The sequence below is a fragment of the Halomonas sp. SpR8 genome (assembly GCF_031010195.1).
Classification (GTDB): domain Bacteria; phylum Pseudomonadota; class Gammaproteobacteria; order Pseudomonadales; family Halomonadaceae; genus Vreelandella.
Genome location: NZ_JAUAMC010000004.1, coordinates 249,579 through 271,414 on the forward strand (window position 1 = coordinate 249,579; position 21,836 = coordinate 271,414).

Genomic DNA, 21,836 nt, shown 5'->3' on the forward strand with positions numbered 1-21,836 from the left:
ATCCCCCCTTTAATCACAAGGTGAATTTATGTCTGACCTCACTATTGGCCTAGTGGGCGTGGGTAAAATCGCCCGCGACCAACATCTACCGGCGATCGCCGCCACTCCAAATTGCCACCTTCTTGCCACGGCAGATCCCTATGCCTCGCTAACGGATGTGCCAGGCTACCAAGGCCTGGAGGCGATGCTGGACGCGCACCCGGATATCGACGCCGTCGCAATCTGCACCCCAACGCACCTGCGCTACTCGCAAGCACGGGCAGCGCTGCTGCGCGGCAAACACGTAATGTTGGAAAAGCCACCGGGAGCGACGTTAAGCGAAGTTGAAGACTTGATTGACTGCGCCAAGCAACAGGGCGTTAGTCTGTTTGCCGCCTGGCATTCGCGGTTCGCCCCCGGTGTGGCCGACGCCCGGCAGTGGTTAGCCAATCGCCAGGTTCAGCGGGTTGAGATTGAGTGGAAAGAGGACGTGCGGGTATGGCATCCCGGTCAGGCATGGATTTGGCAGCCGGGCGGTATGGGCGTTTTTGACCCCGGTATTAACGCACTCTCGATTGCCACAGCGATTTTACCCCAACCGTTTTTTCTGCAACAGGCGCGGCTGCTGGTACCCAGTAACGCACAAACCCCGATTGCGGCGGCGCTCTCCTTCACCGATCCGCAAGGCGCGACGATCGAGGCGGATTTTGACTTTCGTCAGCCTGGCCCACCAACCTGGGATATGCACATCGACAGCGATGGTAGTCGCTTAAGCCTAACCCAAGGTGGCTGCCGTCTGATGATCGATGACCAACTTGTTATCGAGGCCGAAGAGCGCGAGTACCAGGGGCTCTACACGCGCTTTGCGGAGCTGATCGCAAGCGAGTGCAGCGAGGTGGATGTTGCCCCGCTGCGCCAAGTTGCCGATGCGTTTTTATACGGCCATCGTGAGAGTACCGGCCCTTTTATTGAGTAACAGAACCGACGAAGCTTGTTTAATCACGCTTGCATTGACCAAGCGTGATCCTTCAAAGACTGGCCTGACCGTAAAGGATAGCCGATAGCCATCGACAGTCTTCATAGTGGCCAAATGGCCAGTTGCGGCCACATCAATAGCGCCGCGAGTATGCATAGCTGAATGGCCATAAAGGGGAGTACGGAAAGATAGATATCCTTCAGGCTGATATCCGGCGGTGCCACGCTTTTAAGGTAGAAGGCAGCGGGCCCGAAGGGTGGTGACAGGAACGACACCTGCATGTTCACGGCGAACAGAATACCGAACCAGATCGGGTCGAAACCCAGTTGAATAACGATGGGCAGAAAGATCGGCAGGGCCAGCATGGCGATCCCGATCCAGTCGAGGAATAGCCCCAGTACCAGCATGATCGCCATCATGATCAGAATGATCACTATCGGCGCGACGTCGAGCCCCAGGATCAGGCTCGACACAAAGCGGTTGCCGCCCATCAGGTTATAGACGCCTACCAGGGCGGCGGCGCCGATGCCGATCCAGATGATCATGCCGCAGGTGTTCATGGTCTGGCCCAGGCTATGGTGCAGCATGCCGGGAGTGAACTCGCCGCGTACAATGGTGGCGAGCAGTACGCCGAAGACGCCCATGGCCGCCGCCTCAGTGACCGAAGCGACACCGCCGTAGATAGTGCCCAAGACTAAAAAGGCAATCAGTCCAGGCAGCAGAATGGCCTTGACGGCGTCCAGCTTGCTGGCGAAAGGATTGTCCTGGGTGTCTTTATCCAACGGCGGGCCCAGTGCGGGATTCTTCAGGCAGCGCACCAGCACATAGGCAATATAAGAGCCCATTAGAATTACCGCCGGGGTAACGGCTGCGGCGAACAGGTCAGCAATCGATACGCTGGCGATCAGGCCATAGATAATCAGTACGATGGAGGGCGGCATCATGGTGCCCAGGGCGCCCCCGGCACACACCACCCCAATGGAGAGGCGCTTGTCGTAGCCCAGGCGGAGCATTTGTGGCAGTGCCAGAATCCCCAGCAGGACGATCTCCCCGCCGATGATGCCCGAGAGGGCGGCCAGAAAGAACGCCACCACGATGGTCTGCACTGCGACGCCGCCCGGCAGACGACCGGCAAACACGCGCATGGCGTTGAACAGATCCTTGGCGATGCCAGATCGATCCAAGAGCGACGCCATCAACACAAACATGGGCACCGCGACCAGCGAATACTCGGTGATAAACCCATAGACGCGGCTGGTGACCAGCGGCAGTGCCGCCTCGCCGAACCAGCCAAAGGTGAAGGCCATCGCCACCAAACCGGTAATGAATGCCAATGGCAAACCGGTGACCAGCAGCGCGAAAATAGCCCCCACCATGAGGATCGTTGCGGTTGAAATATCCATCAGCGCGCCTCCTCGGTGTCGGAATGGGGCTTCGCCTTAAGCGATTGCCATAGATGCAGCAAGGCCTGCAGCGTCATCAGTGTCAGAGCAAAAAAAATCATGCCCTTGACCATGGCAGGAAAGGGCGGATTCCAGGAGGTGCCGGAGCGCTCCAGCGACCACTCCCCGAGCGGGTTGTGCGACGCTCCCCAGAACATATGAAAGGCGGCATAGCTCATCGTCAGGCAGAAAATTAGGGTGAGCAGGTCGTTGAAGCGATCCATCCAGCACTTCAGTTTTGGCCCGGCGCTGTCGTAGAGCACCTTGACGCGAATATGGCTATTGCGCGCCATGGCCGCTGGGCCGCCAAGCACGAAAATAACGGCGATCAGAAACACCACGGTTTCGTGTACCCAGGAGGTAGGGTTATTGAAACCGTAGCGCATAAAGACTTCGACGACGCTGATTCCCATTGCCACCAGCACCAGCCAGGAAACGGCCCGGCTGCCCCGTGCAATCAAGCGGTCTAAGGCATTGCGTTCAGGCGCTACTTCCTCAACCGTTTCGAGAATCTCGGGAAGGTCATGGGTGGGAGGAGAGCGGTATTGCTTGTCAGGCGTTTTTTGAGACATGGCGCGACTCTACGCGCAGCGCTCGGGGAGGAATCCCGAGCGATGCGTTGGTTAGGTTAATGAAACCGATTTGAGAGCAAACAGTTTCAGCAAACAGCTAGAGCAGATTGCGCGAGCGCAAAAAAGCGGTCGCCGAGTCATAAATCTTTTGGGTCATTTCATTCTCGCCAGCCCACTCTTGCCACTCCTGCTCTGCCGCTGCGCGGAACTTACGGCGCTCCTCAGCAGGAAGGTCGAAGGGGTGAACCTCAGGGTCATCCTGAAGCCGCTGCAGGGTCTCGATATCCTGCTCCTTGAGGCGGGCAATCAGGTCATAGGCCATGCCATCAAAGGCCGTTTGCAACGTCGTCTGCAACTCTGCGGGAAGGCCATCCCAGATATCCTTATTGATCGATACGGCAATCATTGGCATGGAGTGAAAGCCTGGGTAGAGCGGGTAAGGGGCGAAAGCGTGCAGGCCCATGGCGTCGTTATTCGAGAGTACCGTGGAGTCCGCGGCGTCAATCACGCCTTTTTCCAGCCCGGTATACACCTCAGAACCCGGCAGGTTAACCGGTGTCGCACCGATGCGCTCAAAGATGTTGTACACCATGCCTTGTGGTGCACGTATCTTGAGGCCCTCGAAATCCTCAATCGATTCAATGGGAACAGTGGACGGTACCGACTCTAGCGGGAAGGTGGCGGCGCCTATCAGGTGAGTGCCATAGGGCTCGACCAATTCGTTGTAGAGCTCTTCACCGCCGCCGTACTTCATGTACTCCAGGAAGTCGTAGGGGTTCTGCCAGGCGCCGACAAGGTTGCCGAGCATGCCGAAAGCAGGGTCCTGCCCAGAGAAGTAACTGGGGTCCGTCATGTGTCCCTGAAGAATGCCTGAGCTAACGGCGGTCAGCGTTTCAGTCGGCCCAACCACGGAGTTGATCGGCATTACCTCAATCTCGACGCGGCCATCGGTCATTGCCGTGATCTTCTCCGCCCACTCCTGTTTGATCTTAAAGCTGGGTTCGCCCGAGGTTTCTGACGCCTGAAATTTCCATTCGTACTCGGCCGCCTGAGCCGCCGAAAGGCCTAGCAGCAGGGCTGAGCCAGTGAGTAGCAAGCTGTATCTCGATTTGAGCATGGCACTATTCCTCAAGATTGTTGTTGTGAAAAATGTTGTGAAAAGCGTTGTGGAGAACATTGTTATGAACATCGCGGTGAACATGGTGATGCAACGGGGCCATTAACCATGCGGGAGGGTAATGTTGAACATTAAGAGTAATTGTTCAACATATACTTTTGTATGGTCATTGGTTTGGTGGGGGATTTTTGTCTTTTGCGTATTAGTCTTTTGCGCATTTGGTGAAGACATCACGCTTTCGATCAGAACGTCAGCCGCCATCGACCTAAAACAAGGCGTTAATTTCGCTGTAACGCATCCTTCGCATTAATCGGACTGGGCAATGATGTCGCGCAGGGTGCTCATTAACGCGGCGGCACCGGGAGAAAGGCGTTGGTGGCGTAAGCTCACCAGCCCGTAGGGTTGAACGCTGAGTGTCTCGCTGAACGGCAGCAGGTGAAAACGCTGCGGTGGGCAGAGCAGGTCGGCGGCTTCCCGGGTGGTTACCGTGATGGTGTCGGATTTATCTACCAGCGCCAGTGAGAGCAGCAGATCGGCGGTATCGACGATCTGACGCGGTGGTGTGACCTGATGGTGCAGAAACAGACTATCCACCCGCTGGCGCATCAACGCACCTGGGGGTTGTAGCGACCAAGGATAGCCCGCCATATCGGCCAGACTCAGCGGTTGTTTACCGGCCAACGGATGACCCTCGCGGCATACGAAGCAGAGCTCCTCCTCACCAATTTCCTCAAATACGAAGCGCTCGGCATCGACGCCTGCAGGAATACGGGTTATCGCGAAATCCAGCTCGCCTTCGAGCAGGCGCGGTACCAGCACCTTGCTGACATCCACATCCACGCTGATCTTGAGCCCCGGGCGGTCGCGGTGCACCCGCTCAATGGCACTGGTCAGCAGCGTGACCGCCGGGGCCATGACGGTGCCGACCGCTACCGTGCCTGCGCTGCCTTCGCCAAGGGCATTCAACTCCTCGCCGGTATGGCGTAGCGCAGAAAGCATGCTGTGGGCGTGGCGAATCATAATCTCGCCATACCAGTTTGGCGTTAGCCCGCGGGGGTGGCGATCAAACAGGCGAATACCCAGGTTGGCTTCCAGGTCGCTGAGTAGCTTTGAGGCGGCGGGTTGGCTCATGTTGAGCTGGGCGGCGGCGCGGTGAAGGTTGCGCTGCTCGTCCAGCGCTAAAAAAAGCTGAAAATGGCGCAACTTTAGTCGCACGTCTAGAAACCAGTTCTCGCCGAGAACGCCCATGGAATAAGCCCCGAGTTATTATTGATACTTAAAAGTATATCGATAATAAGGTGTTTGTATATTGGTTGGTTATGCAAGACGTGGCTACTGTAGTGACTGAATCGGCCTTCCAATAACAACAACGATCTTCCATAGGAGGAAAATCATGCCACTCATCACTGATCAGGTAGACGTTCAGAGACATAGCGTTGGATCAACGCTGCTGCTCAGCGCCGGTATCGCTCTGCTAATGGTTAGCACGGCTCAAGCACAAAGCGAGACGCAAATGGAAGCTGGAAATGGCGCCGGAAATGGCGTTGAGAAATCGGTGTTTGGTCACTTGCCAGGCGGCCGCCAGGTCGATGTTTATCAATTTACCAACGCCAACGGTATCGAGTTGCGGGTGACCAACTATGGCGGCATCATCCTGTCGCTGAAAACACCCAATGTGGATGGCGAATTCGACGATATCGCGCTGGGCTTCGACTCCCTGGAAGCGTACCTTTCCGATGAGTATCGCCAGGCCAACCCCTATTTCGGTGCCCTCATCGGGCGTTACGGCAACCGCATCGCGGGTGGCCAATTCTCCCTTGTTGGGGAAAGTTACTCATTAGCCACCAACGATGGCAACAATCATCTGCACGGCGGTGACCAGGGCTTCGATAAAGTGCTCTGGCAGGCTGAACCATTTGAAAGCGAAGCAGGCACGGGTTTGGTGTTGCGCTATACCAGCGAAGATGGCGAAGAGGGCTACCCCGGTAGGTTGGAGACCGAAGTTACCTACACGCTGACCGATGACGACGAACTGATGGTGGATTATCGGGCGGAAACCGACAAAGCCACCCCGATCAACCTCACCCAGCACAGCTACTTCAACTTAAAAGGCGAGGGTAGCGACACCATTCTCGATCATCAGCTAATGATCAACGCCTCTGAGTTTACCCCGGTCGACGACACCCTGATCCCCACTGGCGAGCTCCGCTCGGTAGACGGTACGCCGTTCGATTTTACCCAGTTGACCCCCATTGGCGAACGCATTGAGCAGGAGAATGAACAGCTCGCCTTCGGCGGCGGCTATGACCACAACTTTGTGCTGGATCGCGATAATGCGGCAGCGGATGAGCTGGTGCTGGCTGCCAAGGTGTGGGAGCCCGAGAGCGGCCGCATGGTGGAGATCACCACCACCGAACCCGCGATCCAATTCTATTCAGGTAACTTTCTTAACGGTGACCTGACCGGTAAACAGGGCCAAGCCTACGGGCATCGCTCCGGCTTTGCGCTGGAAACCCAGCACTACCCTGACTCCCCCAATCAGGAGGCCTTTCCCAGCACAATCTTAGAGCCCGGCGATACTTACCGCTCACGTACGGTATATCGCTTTTCGGCCCAGCCGAATGTTGATTCATAGCCGCCAATGGTTTGCTAATAAAAAGATGAAAATATCAATAAAAACAACACTTAAAATCGCAGGAGTATGACAATGAAATTGACGACAACGTTTGCCCGTTTAGCCCTCGGCAGCGCGATTATGCTGGCTTCGCTGGGATCAGTGCAGGCCCAGGAAGACGAGGTGAAGATTGGCTTTATCGTTAAAAAACCCGAGCAGGCATGGTTTATTAACGAACAGAAGGCCGCCACCGAAGTTGGCGAAGAGTTCGGCTTCGACGTGGTACGCCTGGGCGGGGAGGATGGCCAGGAGGTGCTCAGTGCGATTGATAACCTCTATGCCCAGGGCGCACAAGGGTTTGTGATCTGTCCGCCGGACGTGCGTTTGGGGCCAGCCATCATGAACCGCGCTAATCAATACGGTATGAAAGTGATCACCGTCGACGATCAGTTTGTCAATACCAGCGGTGAGCCGATGGAAGGTGTGCCGCATTTGGGTATGTCAGGCACCAAAATTGGTCGGCAGGTAGGCGAAGCGATAGCCGCCGAGATGGAAGCCCGTGGTTGGAACCCTGAAGAGGTGGCCGCGCTGCGCATTACCAATAATGAACTACCTACCGCTGTTGAGCGTACCGATGGCGCCACCGAGGCGCTGCTCGCTGCGGGCTTCCCGGAAGACAATATTTTCGATGCGCCCCAGCAAAACAGTGATACCGCCAGTGCCTTCTCCGCGGCCTCGCCGGTACTTTCTCAATATGGCGATTATGAGCACTGGATTATCTACGCCCTGAATGAAGAGAGTGTACTCGGCGGGGTCAGGGCCACCGAGCAGTACGGTATGGCAGCAGAAGACGTGATCGGGGTAGGTATTAACGGTTCGGGCGCTGCATTTGCGGAGTTTTCCCGCGAGAACCCCACCGGCTTTCACGGCACCGTGGCGGTGAGCTCCACCATGCATGGCCGTCAGACCGCCGAAGACCTCTACCGCTGGATTAGCGAGGATCAAGAGCCACCGGCCAATACCGAGACCTCTGGTGTCTTGATGACGCGCGACAACTGGGAAGAAGTGCGTGAAGAGCTTGGTCTGTAACGGACTATTGATGAAGAGCTGTCTGTAACGAGCTATTGGCTGGAGTGCTCACGTATGTCTGATGCTTATCTACGTTTCGATGCGATCAGCGTTGTCTTCCCCGGCGTGCGTGCGTTGGATGGGGTGAGTTTCTCCGCTCACGCTGGGGAAGTGCATGCCCTGATGGGCGAGAACGGCGCGGGTAAATCCACCCTGCTCAAGGTGCTGAGTGGCGTTAATCGTGTGGAGGAAGGCGCGCTATGGCTCGATGGCCAGCGCCATGTGTTCAGTAACGCCCGGGAGGCGCTGCGCGAAGGCATCGCGATTATCTACCAGGAGTTAACGCTCTCGCCCAATATGTCGGTGGCTGAAAATCTTCTGCTTGGCCAACTACCTACGCGGCGAGGGTTTGTTAACCGTCGGCAGTTGAAAGAAAAAGCCATGGCGATTCTGGCCGATCTCGGTGAGGGCGATATCCATCCCTCGACCAAGGTGCGCGAGCTCTCCATCGGCCAGCAGCAGATGATTGAAATTGGTCGGGCGCTGCTGAGGGAGGCCAAGGTGATCGCCTTTGATGAACCCACCAGTAGCCTCTCGATTCAGGAGACCCGCCAACTCAAGCGCATCGTTCAACGGCTGCGCGATGAAGGGCGCGTCGTGCTCTACGTGACCCATCGCATGGAGGAGGTGTTTGAGATGTGCGATGCGGTCACTATCTTCCGAGATGGCAAGCATATTCGCACCCACGAGGATATGTCGACGCTGAATAACGACCTCTTGGTGAGTGAAATGGTTGGTCGCGATATCAACGACGTTTACGGCTACCGCGCTCGGGAACATGGCGAGGTGGTGTTGAGCGTGGAAGGCATCCAGGGGCGTGGCTTAAAGGCGCCGGTGAGTTTTTCTGTCAAGCGCGGCGAAGTATTTGGGCTGTTTGGTTTGGTGGGTGCCGGGCGCAGCGAGCTGCTGCGGCTGGTGTGCGGGGTCGAGTCGCCCAAAGCGGGCAGCGTGACGTTTAACGGCGAGTCGCGGCGCTTCAAAAGCCCCGGCGAGGCAATTCGTGCCGGGATTGCCATGTGCCCGGAAGATCGCAAGTCCCAGGGCATCTTCCCGGTGGCCAGCGTCGCCGACAACCTCAATATCAGCTGTCGGCGCTTTTTCAAACGCTGGGGGCTTTTCCGTCACCCCGGCCGTGAACGGCGCAACGCCGAATCCTATATTCAGCAGCTCAGCATCAAAACGCCGGGCCCGCGATCACCCATCGGCAAACTCTCAGGGGGCAATCAGCAGAAGGTGATTCTGGCCCGCTGGCTTGCCGAGGAGATTGATCTGTTCGTTATGGACGAGCCGACCCGGGGGATCGATGTAGGCGCGCGGCGGGATATTTACTCGCTGCTTTACGACCTGGCCGATCAGGGCAAAAGCGTGGTGGTGATCTCCAGCGATATTGCCGAAGTCAGCTCCATTTGCGACCGCATCGCCGTGATGCGCGACGGCGAGCTGGTGGATGTGGTGCCGCGGGAGTCGGCCACCCCGGAACGCCTGCTGGGGCTAGCACTGCCAGCCTAATTATTTTTCTGCTGCGATAAGTTCTTTAGAACACGCGTTCAGGACACATGTTCAGGAAAAACATCATGACAACTAACAATGTAACCCAAGGGGATGCACCTGCACGCCCCAAGGGGCGCCAGGGGCTTGCCAAACCGCTGCGTACCCTACTCGATACGTCAGGCATGATTGCGATTTTTTTGCTGCTGTTTATCGCCCTGGCGATATTTATTCCCGGGTTTCTGACCGGGCGCAATATGGTCGGGCTACTACTCTCGATCACCCTGATTGGCAGTCTCGCATCCACCATGATGCTGGTATTGGCGCTGGGCGAGGTGGATCTCTCGGTGGCCTCTACGGTGGCTTTTGCTGGCGTGGTCGCCGCGGTGGTGACCTCCAGTACGGGGAGCGTGTTTATCGGCGTAATCGGTGGGGTTGTCGCCGGGGGCGCTGTAGGTGTTTTCAATGGAATAGTGATTGCCCGGTTCGGTATTAACGCACTGATCGCGACCCTGGCGGCCATGGAGTTTGTTCGCGGGTTGGCCTATATCACCTCCGGCGGCGATGCGGTGATGATCACCGTGCCGGGTTTCTTTGAGCTGGGCAGCGCCTCCTTTCTGGGCTTGACGCTACCGGTATGGACCATGCTGGCCTGCTTTGTGATCTTTGGTGTAATCCTCAACATGACCGCCTTTGGCCGCAATGTGCTGGCCACCGGCGGTAACGCCGAAGCCGCCGCGCTGGCGGGGGTTAACGTCCGCCGCCTGAAAATTATTGTCTTCGGCCTCCAGGGCGTCGTCGCGGGTGTGGTCGGTGTGTTGCTGGCATCGCGCATGGGGCTGGGCGATCCCAATACTTCCATGGGCCTGGAGCTGGCGGTTATTTCCGCCTGTGTGCTGGGCGGCGTGGCGCTTTCCGGCGGTGTCGCCACGATTACCGGCGTCGTGGTCGGCGTGTTGATTATGGGCTGTGTGCAGAACGCCATGGGGCTGCTTAACGTGCCCACCTTCTATCAGTACCTGGTGCGCGGCGCGATTTTGCTATTGGCGGTGATGTTTGACCGTTGGAAGCACACCCGTCGTCAGCGGGCCTGACACCACTGCTCGACTCCTTTTGCCACAATCTTTTCCACCGATTTTTTACGGAGAGACTTTCATGTCTGATCGCAAGCCGCCCCTACGTTCTGCCCAATGGTTCGGCACAGCTGATAAGAACGGTTTTATGTACCGCAGCTGGATGAAAAACCAAGGTATCCCCGACCATGAGTTCCAGGGCAAGCCGATCATCGGTATCTGCAATACCTGGTCGGAGCTAACCCCCTGCAATGCGCATTTTCGCAAGTTGGCGGAGCACGTGAAGCAGGGCGTGCTGGAGGCGGGCGGCTACCCGGTAGAGTTTCCGGTGTTCTCCAACGGCGAATCCAACCTGCGCCCCACGGCGATGTTTACCCGCAACCTGGCGAGCATGGACGTGGAAGAAGCCATTCGCGGCAACCCGATTGATGCGGTAGTGCTGCTGGTGGGCTGCGACAAAACCACCCCAGCGCTGCTGATGGGCGCGGCGAGCTGCGATATTCCCACCATCGTGGTCACCGGCGGGCCGATGCTTAACGGCAAGCACAAGGGCAAGGATATCGGTTCCGGCACTGTAGTGTGGAAGCTTTCCGAACAGGTCAAAGCCGGTGAGATATCGCTCCACGACTTTATGGCCGCCGAGGCGGGTATGTCTCGCTCGGCGGGTACCTGCAACACCATGGGCACCGCCTCCACCATGGCCTGCATGGCCGAATCCCTAGGCACTTCACTGCCCCATAACGCCGCCATCCCCGCGGTGGACTCCCGCCGCTACGTGCTTGCCCATCTCTCCGGCAACCGGATTGTCGAGATGGTCGATGAAGACCTGCGACTGTCCAAAATCCTCACCCGCGAAGCCTTCGATAACGCCATTCGTACCAACGCGGCGATCGGCGGCTCCACCAACGCGGTGATTCACCTCAAGGCGATTGCCGGTCGGGTTGGTGTGGATCTGACCCTGGACGACTGGAGCCGGGTCGGGCGCGGCACCCCCACGGTGGTGGATTTGCAGCCCTCCGGGCGCTTCTTGATGGAAGAGTTCTACTACGCGGGCGGCTTGCCCGCGGTGCTCAAGCGCCTGGGCGACGCCGACCGCCTGCCGTTCAAGGACGCCTTGACCGTCAACGGCAAAACCCTGTGGGAGAACGTTCAGGACGCCCCGCTGTACAACGACGACGTCATTCGCCCGCTGGACAACCCGCTCACTGCCGATGGCGGCATCTGCGTGGTACGCGGCAACCTGGCCCCCAACGGCGCGGTGCTCAAGCCCTCGGCGGCGACCGCGGAACTGATGCAGCACCGCGGCCGCGCGGTAGTGTTCGAAGACTTTGACGACTACAAGGCGCGCATCAACGACCCGGACCTGGACGTGGAAGCCAACGATATTCTGGTTATGAAACACTGCGGCCCGCGGGGTTATCACGGCATGGCGGAAGTTGGCAATATGGGCCTGCCGCCCAAGATCCTCGCCCAGGGGATTACCGATATGGTGCGGATTTCTGACGCCCGCATGAGCGGCACCGCCTACGGCACGGTGGTGCTGCACGTGGCCCCGGAAGCGGCAGCGGGCGGCCCGCTGGCGGCGGTACGCAACGGCGACTGGATCGAGCTCGACTGCGAAAGTGGTCGGTTGCATCTGGATATCAGCGATGAAGAGCTGGCCTCACGGCTTGCCGAAAGCGACCCCACGGCAGCCTCGACGCTGATCGCCAGCCAGGGCGGCTACCGCCAGCTGTATATCGAGCGGGTACTCCAAGCCGACGAAGGCTGCGATTTTGACTTTCTGGTTGGCTGCCGAGGGGCAGAGGTGCCGCGCCACTCGCACTAATCGGTAGATCAAGCACTGACTATCGAAGCACCTAAGCTTCACGTGCGGTTTGGCTATTTAACAGCGTCTCGCCATCGGTGGCATTCAGCGCCATGGCGATACCGCCCATGCAGGTCATATCGCGATCCCAGGCGCAATTTTCGATGCGGGTGGTGCCCTTCAGTTCTGCCACCAGAGCTTCATCAAGGGTGCTGTATATGGCGGCCTGCATGGCGTCAAAGCCGCGCACGCCGGAGCCGGTAATCAGCACCAGGTCGGGGTTGAACAGTGCCAGCACATTGGCGATACCGACGCCCAAGGCGCGACCCGCCTCGGTGTAGATTCCCTGAGCCACCGGGTCGCCTTGTAACGCCAGCTGGGTTAGCGCCTGCATTTGCTGTTCGGAGGGGTGTGCGCTGTCGCCGGAGGGGAGCTCTAGATGGTCGGCGGCGGCGCGATAGAGTGCGTAGTCGCTGGCGTAGGCTTCGATACAACCCCGCCGCCCGCAGGCGCAAAGGGCTCCGTCGGGCTGATATTTGCTATGCCCAAACTCGGCCGCGGAGCCATTGGCGCCGAGATAAGGCACGCCGTTAATCAACACCGACATGCCGATGCCGTAGCCCAACATAATGACCACTAGGTTGGGGCAGTCAGCGTAGGCGGGCTTTGCTGCCAGCACGCTGGCGATACAGTTGGCATCGTTCTCGAGCAGCACGCTGCAGTGAAAACGCTCCGCTAATCGCGTCGATATCGATGCGTTACGAAAGCTCAACGCGGGAGACCAGATAATCGTACCGCTTTGTGACGACACCACCCCCTGTACTGCCAAACAGATCCCCGCCAAACGTTGAAAGCCCTTTAGCAGCAGCGCGCAGACAGCGCTGATTTTCTCTTCCAGCAGCGTTTCCAGGTCGTCGGCACTCAACGACAAGGTGGGCACCGCGTGGTGCTCGCTATGGCGTACCTGGCCTGAAAAATCGCCCACCACCAGTTGGATCTCATTGATCGACAGCTTGATACACACCACACAGGCGGCATTGGGGTTGAGTTCAATCAAGGTTTTTGGTCGACCACGGCCACTGGGACGGGGTGTTTCGGGTGGCCGCTCACTGATCAGACCTTGCTGGATTAGCTCGGCGCTGATCGAGGTGACGGTGGCAGAGCTAATGCCGTTGAGAGTGCCAAGATCGATGCGTGCAACCGGCCCTTGGTCACGCAGGGTGCGGATCACTGCCAAGGTATTGTCGAGGCGGCTGGTATCAGTCGACGGAAGGGCCATAGGGTCGCCGTTAAGGTTGATGGAGAAAATTGCAGTGATTCAAACTATCTCGCTAGCGCCCTCATCGTGGGACGTTAGCACGATTGTCAAAATACGACCTAAGTTGCATATGAAGATATTTATTTTAGCACCTAAAGTAAATAAGGCATCACGCTAATGCAATCGGTGTTGATAAGCCTCCAACACAATAACAACAGACATTATCAGGTGGCCCCATGCTGTTATCAGCGCACAAACTGTGCCGCTCGTTTGGCGAAAACCAAGTGTTATTCGACGTTGATCTCGACCTGCAGGCGGGGGAGGTACACGCTCTGCTAGGTGAGAACGGCGCCGGTAAATCGACCCTGGTTAAAATCCTTGCTGGGTATCTTCGTCCTACCTCGGGCGAGGTGTTGCTCGACGGCAAGCAACAGCGCTACCGCTCCAGCGGCGATGCAGAGGCCGACGGTGTGGTCATGATCCACCAGGAACTGGCGTTGGCAGAGCAACTGAGTGCGGAAGAGAACATCTTCTTGGGCCGCGAACTACGCCGTGGGCCGTTTTTGGATCGACGCGCCATGCGGGAACAAAGCCGGGCGGCGCTGGAGGAGCTTGAAACCCACGTTGACCCCCGCGCAAGAGTGAAGGACTTAAGCACCTCTGATCAGCAGATGGTGGAAATTGCCAAGGCGATTACCCGCGATGTGCGCGTGCTGATAATGGATGAGCCCACCGCCACCCTGACCGAAAACGAAGTAAAGGTACTGTTCGAGCTGATTGCCCGCCTGCGTCAGCGGGGCGTGGCGATTCTGTATATCTCCCACAAGCTGCGCGAAATTGAGCAGATCGCCGACCGCGTGACGGTACTGCGCGACGGCCACTTGGTAGACAGCGGCCCAATGGCCGGGCGCAGCAAAGAGGAGCTGGCACGGCTGATGGTGGGCCGGGAAATCCACGAGATGTACCCGCCGCGTACGCATTTGGCGGCCAATGCGCCGGTGGTGCTGGAAGCGCGGGACATGGTGGTGCCTGGCGCGGTCAAGCAGGCCAGCTTTACCCTGCGCCGGGGCGAAGTATTGGGGTTTGGCGGCATCGTGGGCGCCGGTCGCACTGCGCTGATCGAAGCAGTGCTGGGTCTCCGGGGTAAAAGTGCAGGTCAAGTGCTACGCAACGCCCAGCCGGTGGTGTTGAAAAATTTGCGCGATGCGGTGCACCAGCGGATTGCCTACTTAACGGAAGACCGTAAAGGCAAAGGTCTGGTGCTCAATATGGATCTGCGCTCCAACGTTACCCTGCTCAATTTACGCGCTCACTGTCACCCGCTGATCGACCGCCGCCGCGAAGAGCAAGCCTACCAGCAGGCCATTCAGCGTTTTGATATCCGCCTGCGTACGGCGGCGCGCACTGCCGCCGAGCTCTCCGGCGGCAACCAGCAGAAGCTGCTGCTCGCTAAGGTGATGTCCATCGACCCTGAAGTCGTGATTATCAACGAGCCGACCCGGGGCATTGATGTGGGTACCAAGCACCAGATCTATCACTTTATCCATGAATTAACCGAAACGGGCTGCTCGGTCATCTTGATCTCTTCAGAGATGGGCGAGCTGATTGGGCTTTCCCACCGGGTAGCGGTGATGTGCGCAGGCGTACTCACTGGGGTGCTTGAAGGCGAGCAGATTAATGAGCACGAAATCATGCAGTACGCATCTGGCATTAAGGGAGTAGGGGTCGATGAGCAGCGTTATGGCTAATAACAAAACGACTAATAAAGCAGCTACCACAACCACCCAGCAAAAGGGTTTTTCCATAGACCTCAAAACCTGGGGGCCTTTCATCGCACTGCTGGTTCTGGCGCTACTGGGGGTGCTGATCAACCCGGCCTTTTTGGGGCTGGATAACCTCTCGAATATGCTCACCCGCAGCGCCTTTATCGGCATTATCGCCATCGGCGCTACCTTTGTGATTACCGCCGGTGGGTTGGATCTTTCGGTCGGGGCAATGGCGGCCTTTATCGCCGGGGTGATGATCATTCTGATGAACAGCCTTGTCGAGCAGTTTGGCGCGGGGCTGACCACCGTGCTGTTCGGCGTGGGCGCCTCATTGCTGCTCGGGCTGTGCGCTGGCTTTATCAACGGCATGGTGACCACCAAAGGCAAAATCGAAGCCTTTATCGTCACTCTAGGCACCATGGGGATTTACCGCTCGCTGGTCACTTATCTGGCCGATGGCGGCACCCTGACCCTGGATTGGGCGGTGCGCGATATCTATCGCCCGGTCTATTACGGCAGCTTTCTGGGCATCACCATTCCGGTCTGGGTGTTTCTGGCGGTCGCCGTTATTGGCTACATCCTGCTTAACTACACCCGCTTCGGACGCTACTGCTTTGCCATCGGCTCCAATGAGAAAGTCGCCGAATACAGCGCCATTCACGTGGATCGTATCAAGACCATGACCTACATGCTGCAAGGCGTGTGCGTGGCCTTGGCGACAATTATCTATGTGCCCCGGCTGGGCTCTGCCTCAGGGGCTACCGGGGTGCTCTGGGAGTTGGAGGCGATTGCCGCGGTGATCATCGGCGGCACCATGCTAAAGGGCGGCCATGGGCGCATCTGGGGCACGGTGGTGGGCGCCATCATGCTCACCATGATCGGCAATATTCTCAATTTGACCGATGCTATTTCTAATTATCTCAACGGAACGGTGCAGGGGATCATCATCATTGTGGCGGTCTACTTGCAGCGTGCTTCGTGGAGGAAAACAGCGCCATAGGGACAAAGGAGGCCAGAACGGAAGACAAGAACGGAAGAAAGGGTAGTAATCAACCCATATAAGCGACGGCAACATAACAAATACAAACACGAAAGGAGCATTAACATGCCAACCATCAAAACAGCAGTGGGGACTTTTGTCGCTACGGCAGCACTCACGACAGCAGTAGGGTTTTCAAGCGCCGCTGTTGCCCAGGAGTTCACTATTGGGGTTTCGATCCCCGCGGCCACCCATGGCTGGACGGGCGGGGTTAACTACCACGCCGAAGAGGCCAAAAAACGCCTTGAAGCGCTCTATCCCGATATCGAAATCACCATCTCCACCGCGGGTACAGCCGGTGAGCAGGCCAATGATCTGGAAGACCTGGTATCGCTGCGCAATATCGACGCGCTGGTGGTGCTGCCGTTTGAATCTGGCCCGCTAACTGACCCGGTGCGGCGCGTTAAAGACGCCGGTGTGTTCGTGACGGTAGTGGATCGTGGTCTTAATCAAGAAGGCATCGAAGATCTCTACGTGGCGGGCAACAACCATGAGTTAGGCCGCGTGTCCGGTGAGTACATCCGTGAACGCTTGGACGATGAAGGCGACATTGTGGTGCTGCGCGGCATTCCCACCGTGATTGACGACGAACGGGTGCAAGGCTTCCAAGAAGCGATTGAAGGCTCAGACGTTAATATCCTCGATATGCAGCACGCTAACTGGAATCGCGACGATGGCTTTGAAGTGATGCAGGACTACCTGTCGCGCTTCGACAAGATCGACGCCGTTTGGGCCCAGGATGACGATATCGCCCTCGGCGTCATTGAAGCGGTACGCCAGGCGGATCGTGAAGATGAGCTATTTATCGTTGGCGGTGCGGGCATGAAGGACATCATCAAGCGGGTGATGGATGGCGATGAACTGGTGCCGGTAGATGTGCTTTATCCGCCCGCCATGATCGCTACCGCCATGGATCTTACCGTGCAGCACTTTGTCTCCAATGGCCCGGTGCTGGGCGAGTACATTCTAGGCTCGCCGCTGATCACCCAGGAGAACGCCGAGCAGTACTACTTCCCCGACTCGCCGTTCTGATTACGGCCTGATCGCGTACCGATAACAAGTACTAATAATAAGTACTAATAAAAAGGCGCGGGTAAGTAGCAGCCCACCCGCGCCAATGTTCACCTAGTTGATACGTTTTGAGAGAGTCCTATGAAAACAATCAAAGGGCCAGCGCTCTTTCTCGCCCAGTTCGCCGGTGATGAAGCCCCGTTTAACAGCCTCGATAGCATTGCCGCCTGGGCGGCGGGATTAGGCTATAAGGGCGTGCAGATACCCAGTTGGGATGCGCGCATGATTGATCTAAAGCGCGCCGCTGAGAGCCGTACCTACTGCGATGAGATTAAAGGCACACTGGCCAAGCACGGCTTAGCGCTCACCGAACTCTCCACCCACTTGCAGGGCCAGTTAGTCGCGGTGCATCCCGCTTACGACGAAATGTTCGATGGCTTTGCCGCCCCGGAAGTGCGCGGTAATCCCAAGGCCCGCCAGGCGTGGGCCGTTGAGCAGCTAATGTTGGCTGCCAAAGCATCGCAAAATCTTGGCCTAACCGACCACGGCACCTTTTCCGGTTCGCTGGCGTGGCCGTATATCTACCCTTGGCCTCAGCGCCCGGCGGGCCTGATCGACACCGCCTTTGACGAACTGGCCAAACGCTGGCGGCCAATTCTGGATGCCTTTGACGAAGCGGGAGTGAACCTCTGCTACGAGATTCACCCCGGCGAAGATCTCCACGACGGCATCACCTTCGAGATGTTCCTTGAGCGGGTTGGCAACCACCCGCGCTGCCACATTCTTTACGACCCCAGTCACCTGATTTTGCAGCAGCTCGACTATTGCGGCTTTCTGGATGTGTATCGCGAGCATATTCAGATGTTCCACGTTAAGGACGCCGAGTTTAACCCCAGCCCCAAGCAGGGCGTTTATTCGGGCTATCAATCGTGGACCGATCGTGCGGGACGTTTCCGCTCCCTGGGCGATGGCCAAATCGACTTCAAGTCGATTTTCTCGTGGATGGCGGCCAATGACTACCACGGCTGGGCGGTGCTGGAGTGGGAATGCTGCCTGAAGCATCCAGAAGTTGGCGCCCGCGAAGGTGCGACCTTTATTCGCGACCACATCATTGAGGTGACCGAGCGGGCGTTCGATGACTTCGCCGACGGTGGCTCCGATCAAGCCGCCAATCGTCGGATTCTCGGTCTTTAATAAAGAGGGGCAATACGATATGAGTACGCAACATGAAACGTCGAGGCGGCTGCGCCTGGGCATGGTGGGCGGCGGCCAGGGAGCGTTTATCGGCGGGGTGCACCGCATCGCCGCCCGGCTGGATGACCACTACGAGCTGGTCGCCGGGGCCTTTGCTTCAGACCCTGAGCGTAGCCGGGCCGCCGCGGCGGAACTACACGTCACCGAAGATCGCGCCTACCCCGACTACCAGGCTATGGCTGAGGCGGAGCGCAAGCGGTCGGATGCCATCGACGTGGTCGCCATCGTGACCCCCAATCATGTTCATTTCGACGTAGCGCGCACCTTTCTTGAAGCGGGCTTTCACGTGATCTGCGATAAGCCGATGACGATCACCCTGGAAGAGGCGCAAACCCTTGCCGAACTGGTGGAGAGCAGCGGGCTGTTCTTCGGCTTAACCCACAACTACTCCGGCTACTCGCTGATCCGTCAGGCGCGAGAAATGGTGGCCAACGGCGAGCTTGGGGAGCTGCGTGTGTTGCAGGTGGAGTATCCACAAGATTGGCTCTCCACCCGGCTGGAAGAGAGCGGTGTGAAGCAGGCCGAGTGGCGCACCGACCCCAAACGCAGCGGCCCGGCGGGCTGTTTGGGCGATATTGGCACCCACGCCTACCACTTGGCGCGCTATGTGACCGGGTTGGAGCTCGAATCACTCGCCGCCGATATGCACACCTTTGTGGACGGCCGTGTGCTGGATGACAACGTGCATATGCTGCTGCGCTTCAAAGGCGGTGCACGGGGCATGCTGTGGTCGAGCCAAGTTGCACCGGGTAACGAAAACGGCCTGCAGCTACGTGTTTACGGCAGCCAGGGTGGTCTCTCTTGGCGCCAGGAATCCCCCAACCAATTGGTGCACTCACCGCTGGGCGAGCCGTCGCGGATTTTAACCCGTAATGGCCCGGGTCTAGGTGAAGCTGCGATGGCAGCAGCGCGCATTCCTGCGGGGCATCCGGAAGGCTATCTCGAAGCCTTTGCCCAGCTCTACCGCGATTTCGCGGTGCAAATCCGCGCCCATCAAAACGCTGGAAATGTTGATGCGCTGGCCGCGCCCACGCCGGGGGTGGCCGACGGCGTTGATGGGTTGAGGTTTATTACCCGCGCACTGGAATCCTCACAAGCAGGCGGGCAGTGGGTGGACGTTTAGTCGAGGCGACAACGGGTTTTTGAATAACAATTCTGTAACAACAATAAAACGGCGTAGGAAGTGATATGAAACAACACTCAGTGCGTTATGCGAGCCTTGAGCAGCGAGTGGTCTTTATTACCGGTGGCGGCAGTGGTATTGGCGCCGCGCTTACCCGTGCCTTTCATCATCAGGGCGCGCGGGTGGTATTTGTCGATATCAACGACGCCGCCAGCGAGGCGCTGGTCGCTGAATTGAGCAGCGAGACCGGCAAGGCACCGCTGTATCACCACTGCGATATTCGCGATGTGGCCAGCCTGCAGCGGGTTATCGCCGAGACCGGCCAAAACGTCGGGCCTATTCATACGCTGGTCAACAACGCCGCCAGCGACGACCGACACGACTGGCGGGAGGTGGATGTGGCCTATTGGGACGAACGTATGTCGCTCAATCTGCGGCCGATGTTTTTTGCCGCCCAGGCGGCGGCTGAACAGATGATCGAGGCAGGCGGGGGATCGATTATCAATTTTGGCTCGGTCAGCGTGCAGATGGCGCTGGGTGGGTTACCCGCTTATGTCACCGCCAAAGCGGCGGCCCACGGCCTGACCCGCAGCCTGGCCCGGGAGCTGGGTGAGTACAACATCCGCGTAAATACTCTGGTACCCGGTTCGGTGATGACCGAACGCCAGCTCGAAAAATGGATTAGTCCCGAGGACGAAGTCGCCATTCAACAACGCCAGTGCCTAAAAATGCGCTTGGAAGCCCAGCATATCGCCCCCGCCGTGCTGTTTTTAGCCAGTTCTGAAAGCCAGGCCATCACCGGCCAGGAGTTGGCGGTGGACGCCGGATGGGCCTGAGTTCGCTTACTTTTAAATAATATTAGGAGAATGTCATGCAGGTAGCTAACAACTACAACGCGCCCTGTTCACGTCCGCGTCACATAGCACTCGCCGTTGCGGTTGCTGCTGCTTTGAGTTCAGTCGCCGCCGCGGCTGACACCACGGTGACTGTGTTAAGAATTGAGAGCAGCAGCGCTGAAAAGGACTACTACAACGAAGTGGTTGCCGAGTTTGAGGCGCAAAACCCCGAGATTAATGTCGAGTTTGAATACCTTGCCAACGAGGCTTACAAAACGCGCCTGCCCACTATGCTGCAGTCCAGCCAGCGCCCGGATATCTATTACACCTGGGGTGGTGAAGGGCTGCGCGATCAGGTGGATGCCGGGTTTGTCCGCGACTTGACCGAGCCGATGCGCGATGGCTGGCAGGATATCTACCCCGCGTCAGCGGTGCGCGCCTTCACCCTGGATGATCGGGTCTATGGCGCGCCGCTCTACGCCACGGTGGTGGGTATCTGGGCGAACACCGCGCTGACGGAGCAGGCGGGGGTCGATGTGCAAGCGATCAAGACCTGGGAGGATTTTGAAAGCGCCGTGGTGGCGCTGCGGGAAGAGGGCATAACCCCGCTGGTAGTCGGTGGTCAGGATGGCTGGCCGCTGCACTTCTATTGGGGCTCTTTAGTCACCCGCCTAGCCGGTGGTGAGGGCATCGAAGCGGCCAAAAGCGGTGACAACGGTGGCTTTAACGGCGAGCCCTTTGTACGCGCTGGCGAGATGCTGCAGTCGCTGGTTGAGCTTGACCCTTTCCAGCCAGGCTTTATGGCTACTTCCTACGAGCGCGCCAGCGGCATGTTTGGCGATGGGGAAGCTGCCTTCCACGTGATGGGTGACTGGGACTACCTCCCTTCCAAGCAGCGCTCGGTGAGCGGTGATGGTGTTCCGGATGACGACTTGCGGTTTATTCCTTTCCCCGAAGTCGCGGGTGGTGAGGGCAACGCGCAGAGTTTTGGCGGTATGAACGGTTTTGCGGTCACCCGCGATGCGCCCGATGAAGCGATAGAGTTCCTGCGCTTTCTACTCAATGCGGAGAATCAGCGTAAAGCGGCGGCGACGGGCATCTTTGTGCCGGTTGCCGAGGGCTCCGCGGAAGCGCTTGAAACCCCCTATGCCCGCCGCGTTGCCGAGATACTTGATGAATCCGAGTTCCATCAGGTGTTTCTGGATCAAGCGCTGGGCACATCCGTTGGCGCGACGATTAACGATATCAGCGGTGACTTGGCGCAAGGCGTTATTATCCCGGAAGAGGCCGCCGAGCGGGTCGAAGAAGCCTGGCAATTTAGATGATCCGCACTTAGGCGAGCACGAACGAGGC

At 58.1% G+C, this 21,836-nt stretch carries 18 protein-coding genes; 13 read left to right on the plus strand and 5 right to left on the minus strand.

The window, feature by feature from the left end:
• The first annotated feature begins 28 nt into the window (after positions 1-28).
• The gene (locus QT230_RS10560; protein WP_308321675.1) at positions 29-955 is read left to right on the plus strand and encodes a Gfo/Idh/MocA family oxidoreductase; all 927 of its coding nucleotides are present in this window, start codon (positions 29-31) and stop codon (positions 953-955) included.
• A 101-nt stretch (positions 956-1,056) separates the two neighbouring features.
• Here the strand turns inward: QT230_RS10560 and QT230_RS10565 are convergent, their stop codons facing one another.
• From QT230_RS10565 to QT230_RS10580, 4 genes are all read right to left on the minus strand, one after another.
• Positions 1,057-2,358: a TRAP transporter large permease subunit gene (locus tag QT230_RS10565; RefSeq protein WP_308321677.1), complete on the minus strand. Its 1,302-nt coding sequence runs from the start codon at positions 2,356-2,358 to the stop codon at positions 1,057-1,059.
• The gene (locus tag QT230_RS10570) at positions 2,358-2,969 is read right to left on the minus strand and encodes a TRAP transporter small permease subunit (RefSeq protein ID WP_308321679.1); all 612 of its coding nucleotides are present in this window, start codon (positions 2,967-2,969) and stop codon (positions 2,358-2,360) included. The genes QT230_RS10565 and QT230_RS10570 overlap by 1 nt, the downstream gene beginning before the upstream one ends.
• Positions 2,970-3,066: 97 nt before the next feature.
• Positions 3,067-4,086 (minus strand): TRAP transporter substrate-binding protein, encoded by a 1,020-nt coding sequence (locus tag QT230_RS10575; protein ID WP_308321680.1) that lies wholly within the window; start codon positions 4,084-4,086, stop codon positions 3,067-3,069.
• Between the two features lie 306 nt (positions 4,087-4,392).
• Positions 4,393-5,334, minus strand: coding sequence for a LysR substrate-binding domain-containing protein (locus QT230_RS10580; protein WP_308321682.1), 942 nt, complete (start codon positions 5,332-5,334; stop codon positions 4,393-4,395).
• A gap of 145 nt (positions 5,335-5,479) precedes the next feature.
• Here QT230_RS10580 and QT230_RS10585 point away from each other — a divergent pair, with 145 nt between their 5' ends.
• From QT230_RS10585 to QT230_RS10605, 5 genes are all read left to right on the plus strand, one after another.
• Entirely contained in the window at positions 5,480-6,721 is a 1,242-nt protein-coding gene (locus tag QT230_RS10585) for an aldose epimerase family protein (protein ID WP_308321684.1), read from the plus strand.
• A 72-nt stretch (positions 6,722-6,793) separates the two neighbouring features.
• Positions 6,794-7,789, plus strand: a complete 996-nt coding sequence (locus tag QT230_RS10590) for an arabinose ABC transporter substrate-binding protein (protein WP_308321686.1) — start codon at positions 6,794-6,796, stop codon at positions 7,787-7,789.
• Between the two features lie 54 nt (positions 7,790-7,843).
• Positions 7,844-9,337: an L-arabinose ABC transporter ATP-binding protein AraG gene (gene araG, locus QT230_RS10595; RefSeq protein ID WP_308321688.1), complete on the plus strand. Its 1,494-nt coding sequence runs from the start codon at positions 7,844-7,846 to the stop codon at positions 9,335-9,337.
• Between the two features lie 65 nt (positions 9,338-9,402).
• Positions 9,403-10,410 (plus strand): L-arabinose ABC transporter permease AraH, encoded by a 1,008-nt coding sequence (araH, locus tag QT230_RS10600; RefSeq protein ID WP_308321690.1) that lies wholly within the window; start codon positions 9,403-9,405, stop codon positions 10,408-10,410.
• Positions 10,411-10,471: 61 nt separating this feature from the next.
• The gene (locus QT230_RS10605) at positions 10,472-12,217 is read left to right on the plus strand and encodes an IlvD/Edd family dehydratase (RefSeq protein ID WP_308321692.1); all 1,746 of its coding nucleotides are present in this window, start codon (positions 10,472-10,474) and stop codon (positions 12,215-12,217) included.
• 31 nt (positions 12,218-12,248) lie between these two features.
• Here QT230_RS10605 and QT230_RS10610 read toward each other — a convergent pair whose 3' ends face one another.
• Complete coding sequence (locus QT230_RS10610) at positions 12,249-13,475, minus strand: ROK family transcriptional regulator (protein WP_308321696.1); 1,227 nt, start codon at positions 13,473-13,475, stop codon at positions 12,249-12,251.
• A 215-nt stretch (positions 13,476-13,690) separates the two neighbouring features.
• On the opposite strand from QT230_RS10610, the gene QT230_RS10615 reads away from it, so the two are divergent.
• The 7 genes from QT230_RS10615 to QT230_RS10645 all read left to right on the plus strand — a co-directional run bounded on the left by QT230_RS10615 (position 13,691) and on the right by QT230_RS10645 (position 21,808).
• Positions 13,691-15,202 carry a sugar ABC transporter ATP-binding protein gene (locus QT230_RS10615; RefSeq protein WP_308321698.1) on the plus strand — a complete coding sequence of 504 codons (1,512 nt, stop codon included), beginning with the start codon at positions 13,691-13,693 and terminating at the stop codon, positions 15,200-15,202.
• The gene (locus tag QT230_RS10620; protein WP_240488238.1) at positions 15,195-16,220 is read left to right on the plus strand and encodes an ABC transporter permease; all 1,026 of its coding nucleotides are present in this window, start codon (positions 15,195-15,197) and stop codon (positions 16,218-16,220) included. Before QT230_RS10615 ends, QT230_RS10620 begins: the two co-directional genes overlap by 8 nt.
• Before the next feature lie 105 nt (positions 16,221-16,325).
• A complete protein-coding gene (locus QT230_RS10625) occupies positions 16,326-17,291 on the plus strand; it encodes an ABC transporter substrate-binding protein (RefSeq protein ID WP_308321703.1) in 966 nt (321 codons plus the stop codon).
• A gap of 120 nt (positions 17,292-17,411) precedes the next feature.
• A complete protein-coding gene (locus QT230_RS10630; protein WP_308321705.1) occupies positions 17,412-18,464 on the plus strand; it encodes a sugar phosphate isomerase/epimerase in 1,053 nt (350 codons plus the stop codon).
• Positions 18,465-18,483: 19 nt separating this feature from the next.
• Positions 18,484-19,647 carry a Gfo/Idh/MocA family oxidoreductase gene (locus QT230_RS10635; protein ID WP_308321707.1) on the plus strand — a complete coding sequence of 388 codons (1,164 nt, stop codon included), beginning with the start codon at positions 18,484-18,486 and terminating at the stop codon, positions 19,645-19,647.
• A gap of 65 nt (positions 19,648-19,712) precedes the next feature.
• On the plus strand, positions 19,713-20,483 hold the full coding sequence (locus QT230_RS10640; RefSeq protein ID WP_308321709.1) for an SDR family oxidoreductase: 771 nt from the start codon (positions 19,713-19,715) through the stop codon (positions 20,481-20,483).
• Positions 20,484-20,518: 35 nt separating this feature from the next.
• Positions 20,519-21,808, plus strand: coding sequence for an extracellular solute-binding protein (locus QT230_RS10645; protein WP_308321711.1), 1,290 nt, complete (start codon positions 20,519-20,521; stop codon positions 21,806-21,808).
• Positions 21,809-21,836: the final 28 nt, after the last annotated feature.

Excerpts from the sequence above, each read along its gene's own strand:
- QT230_RS10560 (WP_308321675.1), top strand. The coding sequence starts at position 29 with ATGTCTGACCTCACTATTGGCCTAGTGGGCGTGGGTAAAATCGCCCGC.
- QT230_RS10565 (WP_308321677.1), bottom strand. The coding sequence starts at position 2,358 with ATGGATATTTCAACCGCAACGATCCTCATGGTGGGGGCTATTTTCGCG.
- QT230_RS10570 (WP_308321679.1), bottom strand. The coding sequence starts at position 2,969 with ATGTCTCAAAAAACGCCTGACAAGCAATACCGCTCTCCTCCCACCCAT.
- QT230_RS10575 (WP_308321680.1), bottom strand. The coding sequence starts at position 4,086 with ATGCTCAAATCGAGATACAGCTTGCTACTCACTGGCTCAGCCCTGCTG.
- QT230_RS10580 (WP_308321682.1), bottom strand. The coding sequence starts at position 5,334 with ATGGGCGTTCTCGGCGAGAACTGGTTTCTAGACGTGCGACTAAAGTTG.
- QT230_RS10585 (WP_308321684.1), top strand. The coding sequence starts at position 5,480 with ATGCCACTCATCACTGATCAGGTAGACGTTCAGAGACATAGCGTTGGA.
- QT230_RS10590 (WP_308321686.1), top strand. The coding sequence starts at position 6,794 with ATGAAATTGACGACAACGTTTGCCCGTTTAGCCCTCGGCAGCGCGATT.
- araG (WP_308321688.1), top strand. The coding sequence starts at position 7,844 with ATGTCTGATGCTTATCTACGTTTCGATGCGATCAGCGTTGTCTTCCCC.
- araH (WP_308321690.1), top strand. The coding sequence starts at position 9,403 with ATGACAACTAACAATGTAACCCAAGGGGATGCACCTGCACGCCCCAAG.
- QT230_RS10605 (WP_308321692.1), top strand. The coding sequence starts at position 10,472 with ATGTCTGATCGCAAGCCGCCCCTACGTTCTGCCCAATGGTTCGGCACA.
- QT230_RS10610 (WP_308321696.1), bottom strand. The coding sequence starts at position 13,475 with ATGGCCCTTCCGTCGACTGATACCAGCCGCCTCGACAATACCTTGGCA.
- QT230_RS10615 (WP_308321698.1), top strand. The coding sequence starts at position 13,691 with ATGCTGTTATCAGCGCACAAACTGTGCCGCTCGTTTGGCGAAAACCAA.
- QT230_RS10620 (WP_240488238.1), top strand. The coding sequence starts at position 15,195 with ATGGCTAATAACAAAACGACTAATAAAGCAGCTACCACAACCACCCAG.
- QT230_RS10625 (WP_308321703.1), top strand. The coding sequence starts at position 16,326 with ATGCCAACCATCAAAACAGCAGTGGGGACTTTTGTCGCTACGGCAGCA.
- QT230_RS10630 (WP_308321705.1), top strand. The coding sequence starts at position 17,412 with ATGAAAACAATCAAAGGGCCAGCGCTCTTTCTCGCCCAGTTCGCCGGT.
- QT230_RS10635 (WP_308321707.1), top strand. The coding sequence starts at position 18,484 with ATGAGTACGCAACATGAAACGTCGAGGCGGCTGCGCCTGGGCATGGTG.
- QT230_RS10640 (WP_308321709.1), top strand. The coding sequence starts at position 19,713 with ATGAAACAACACTCAGTGCGTTATGCGAGCCTTGAGCAGCGAGTGGTC.
- QT230_RS10645 (WP_308321711.1), top strand. The coding sequence starts at position 20,519 with ATGCAGGTAGCTAACAACTACAACGCGCCCTGTTCACGTCCGCGTCAC.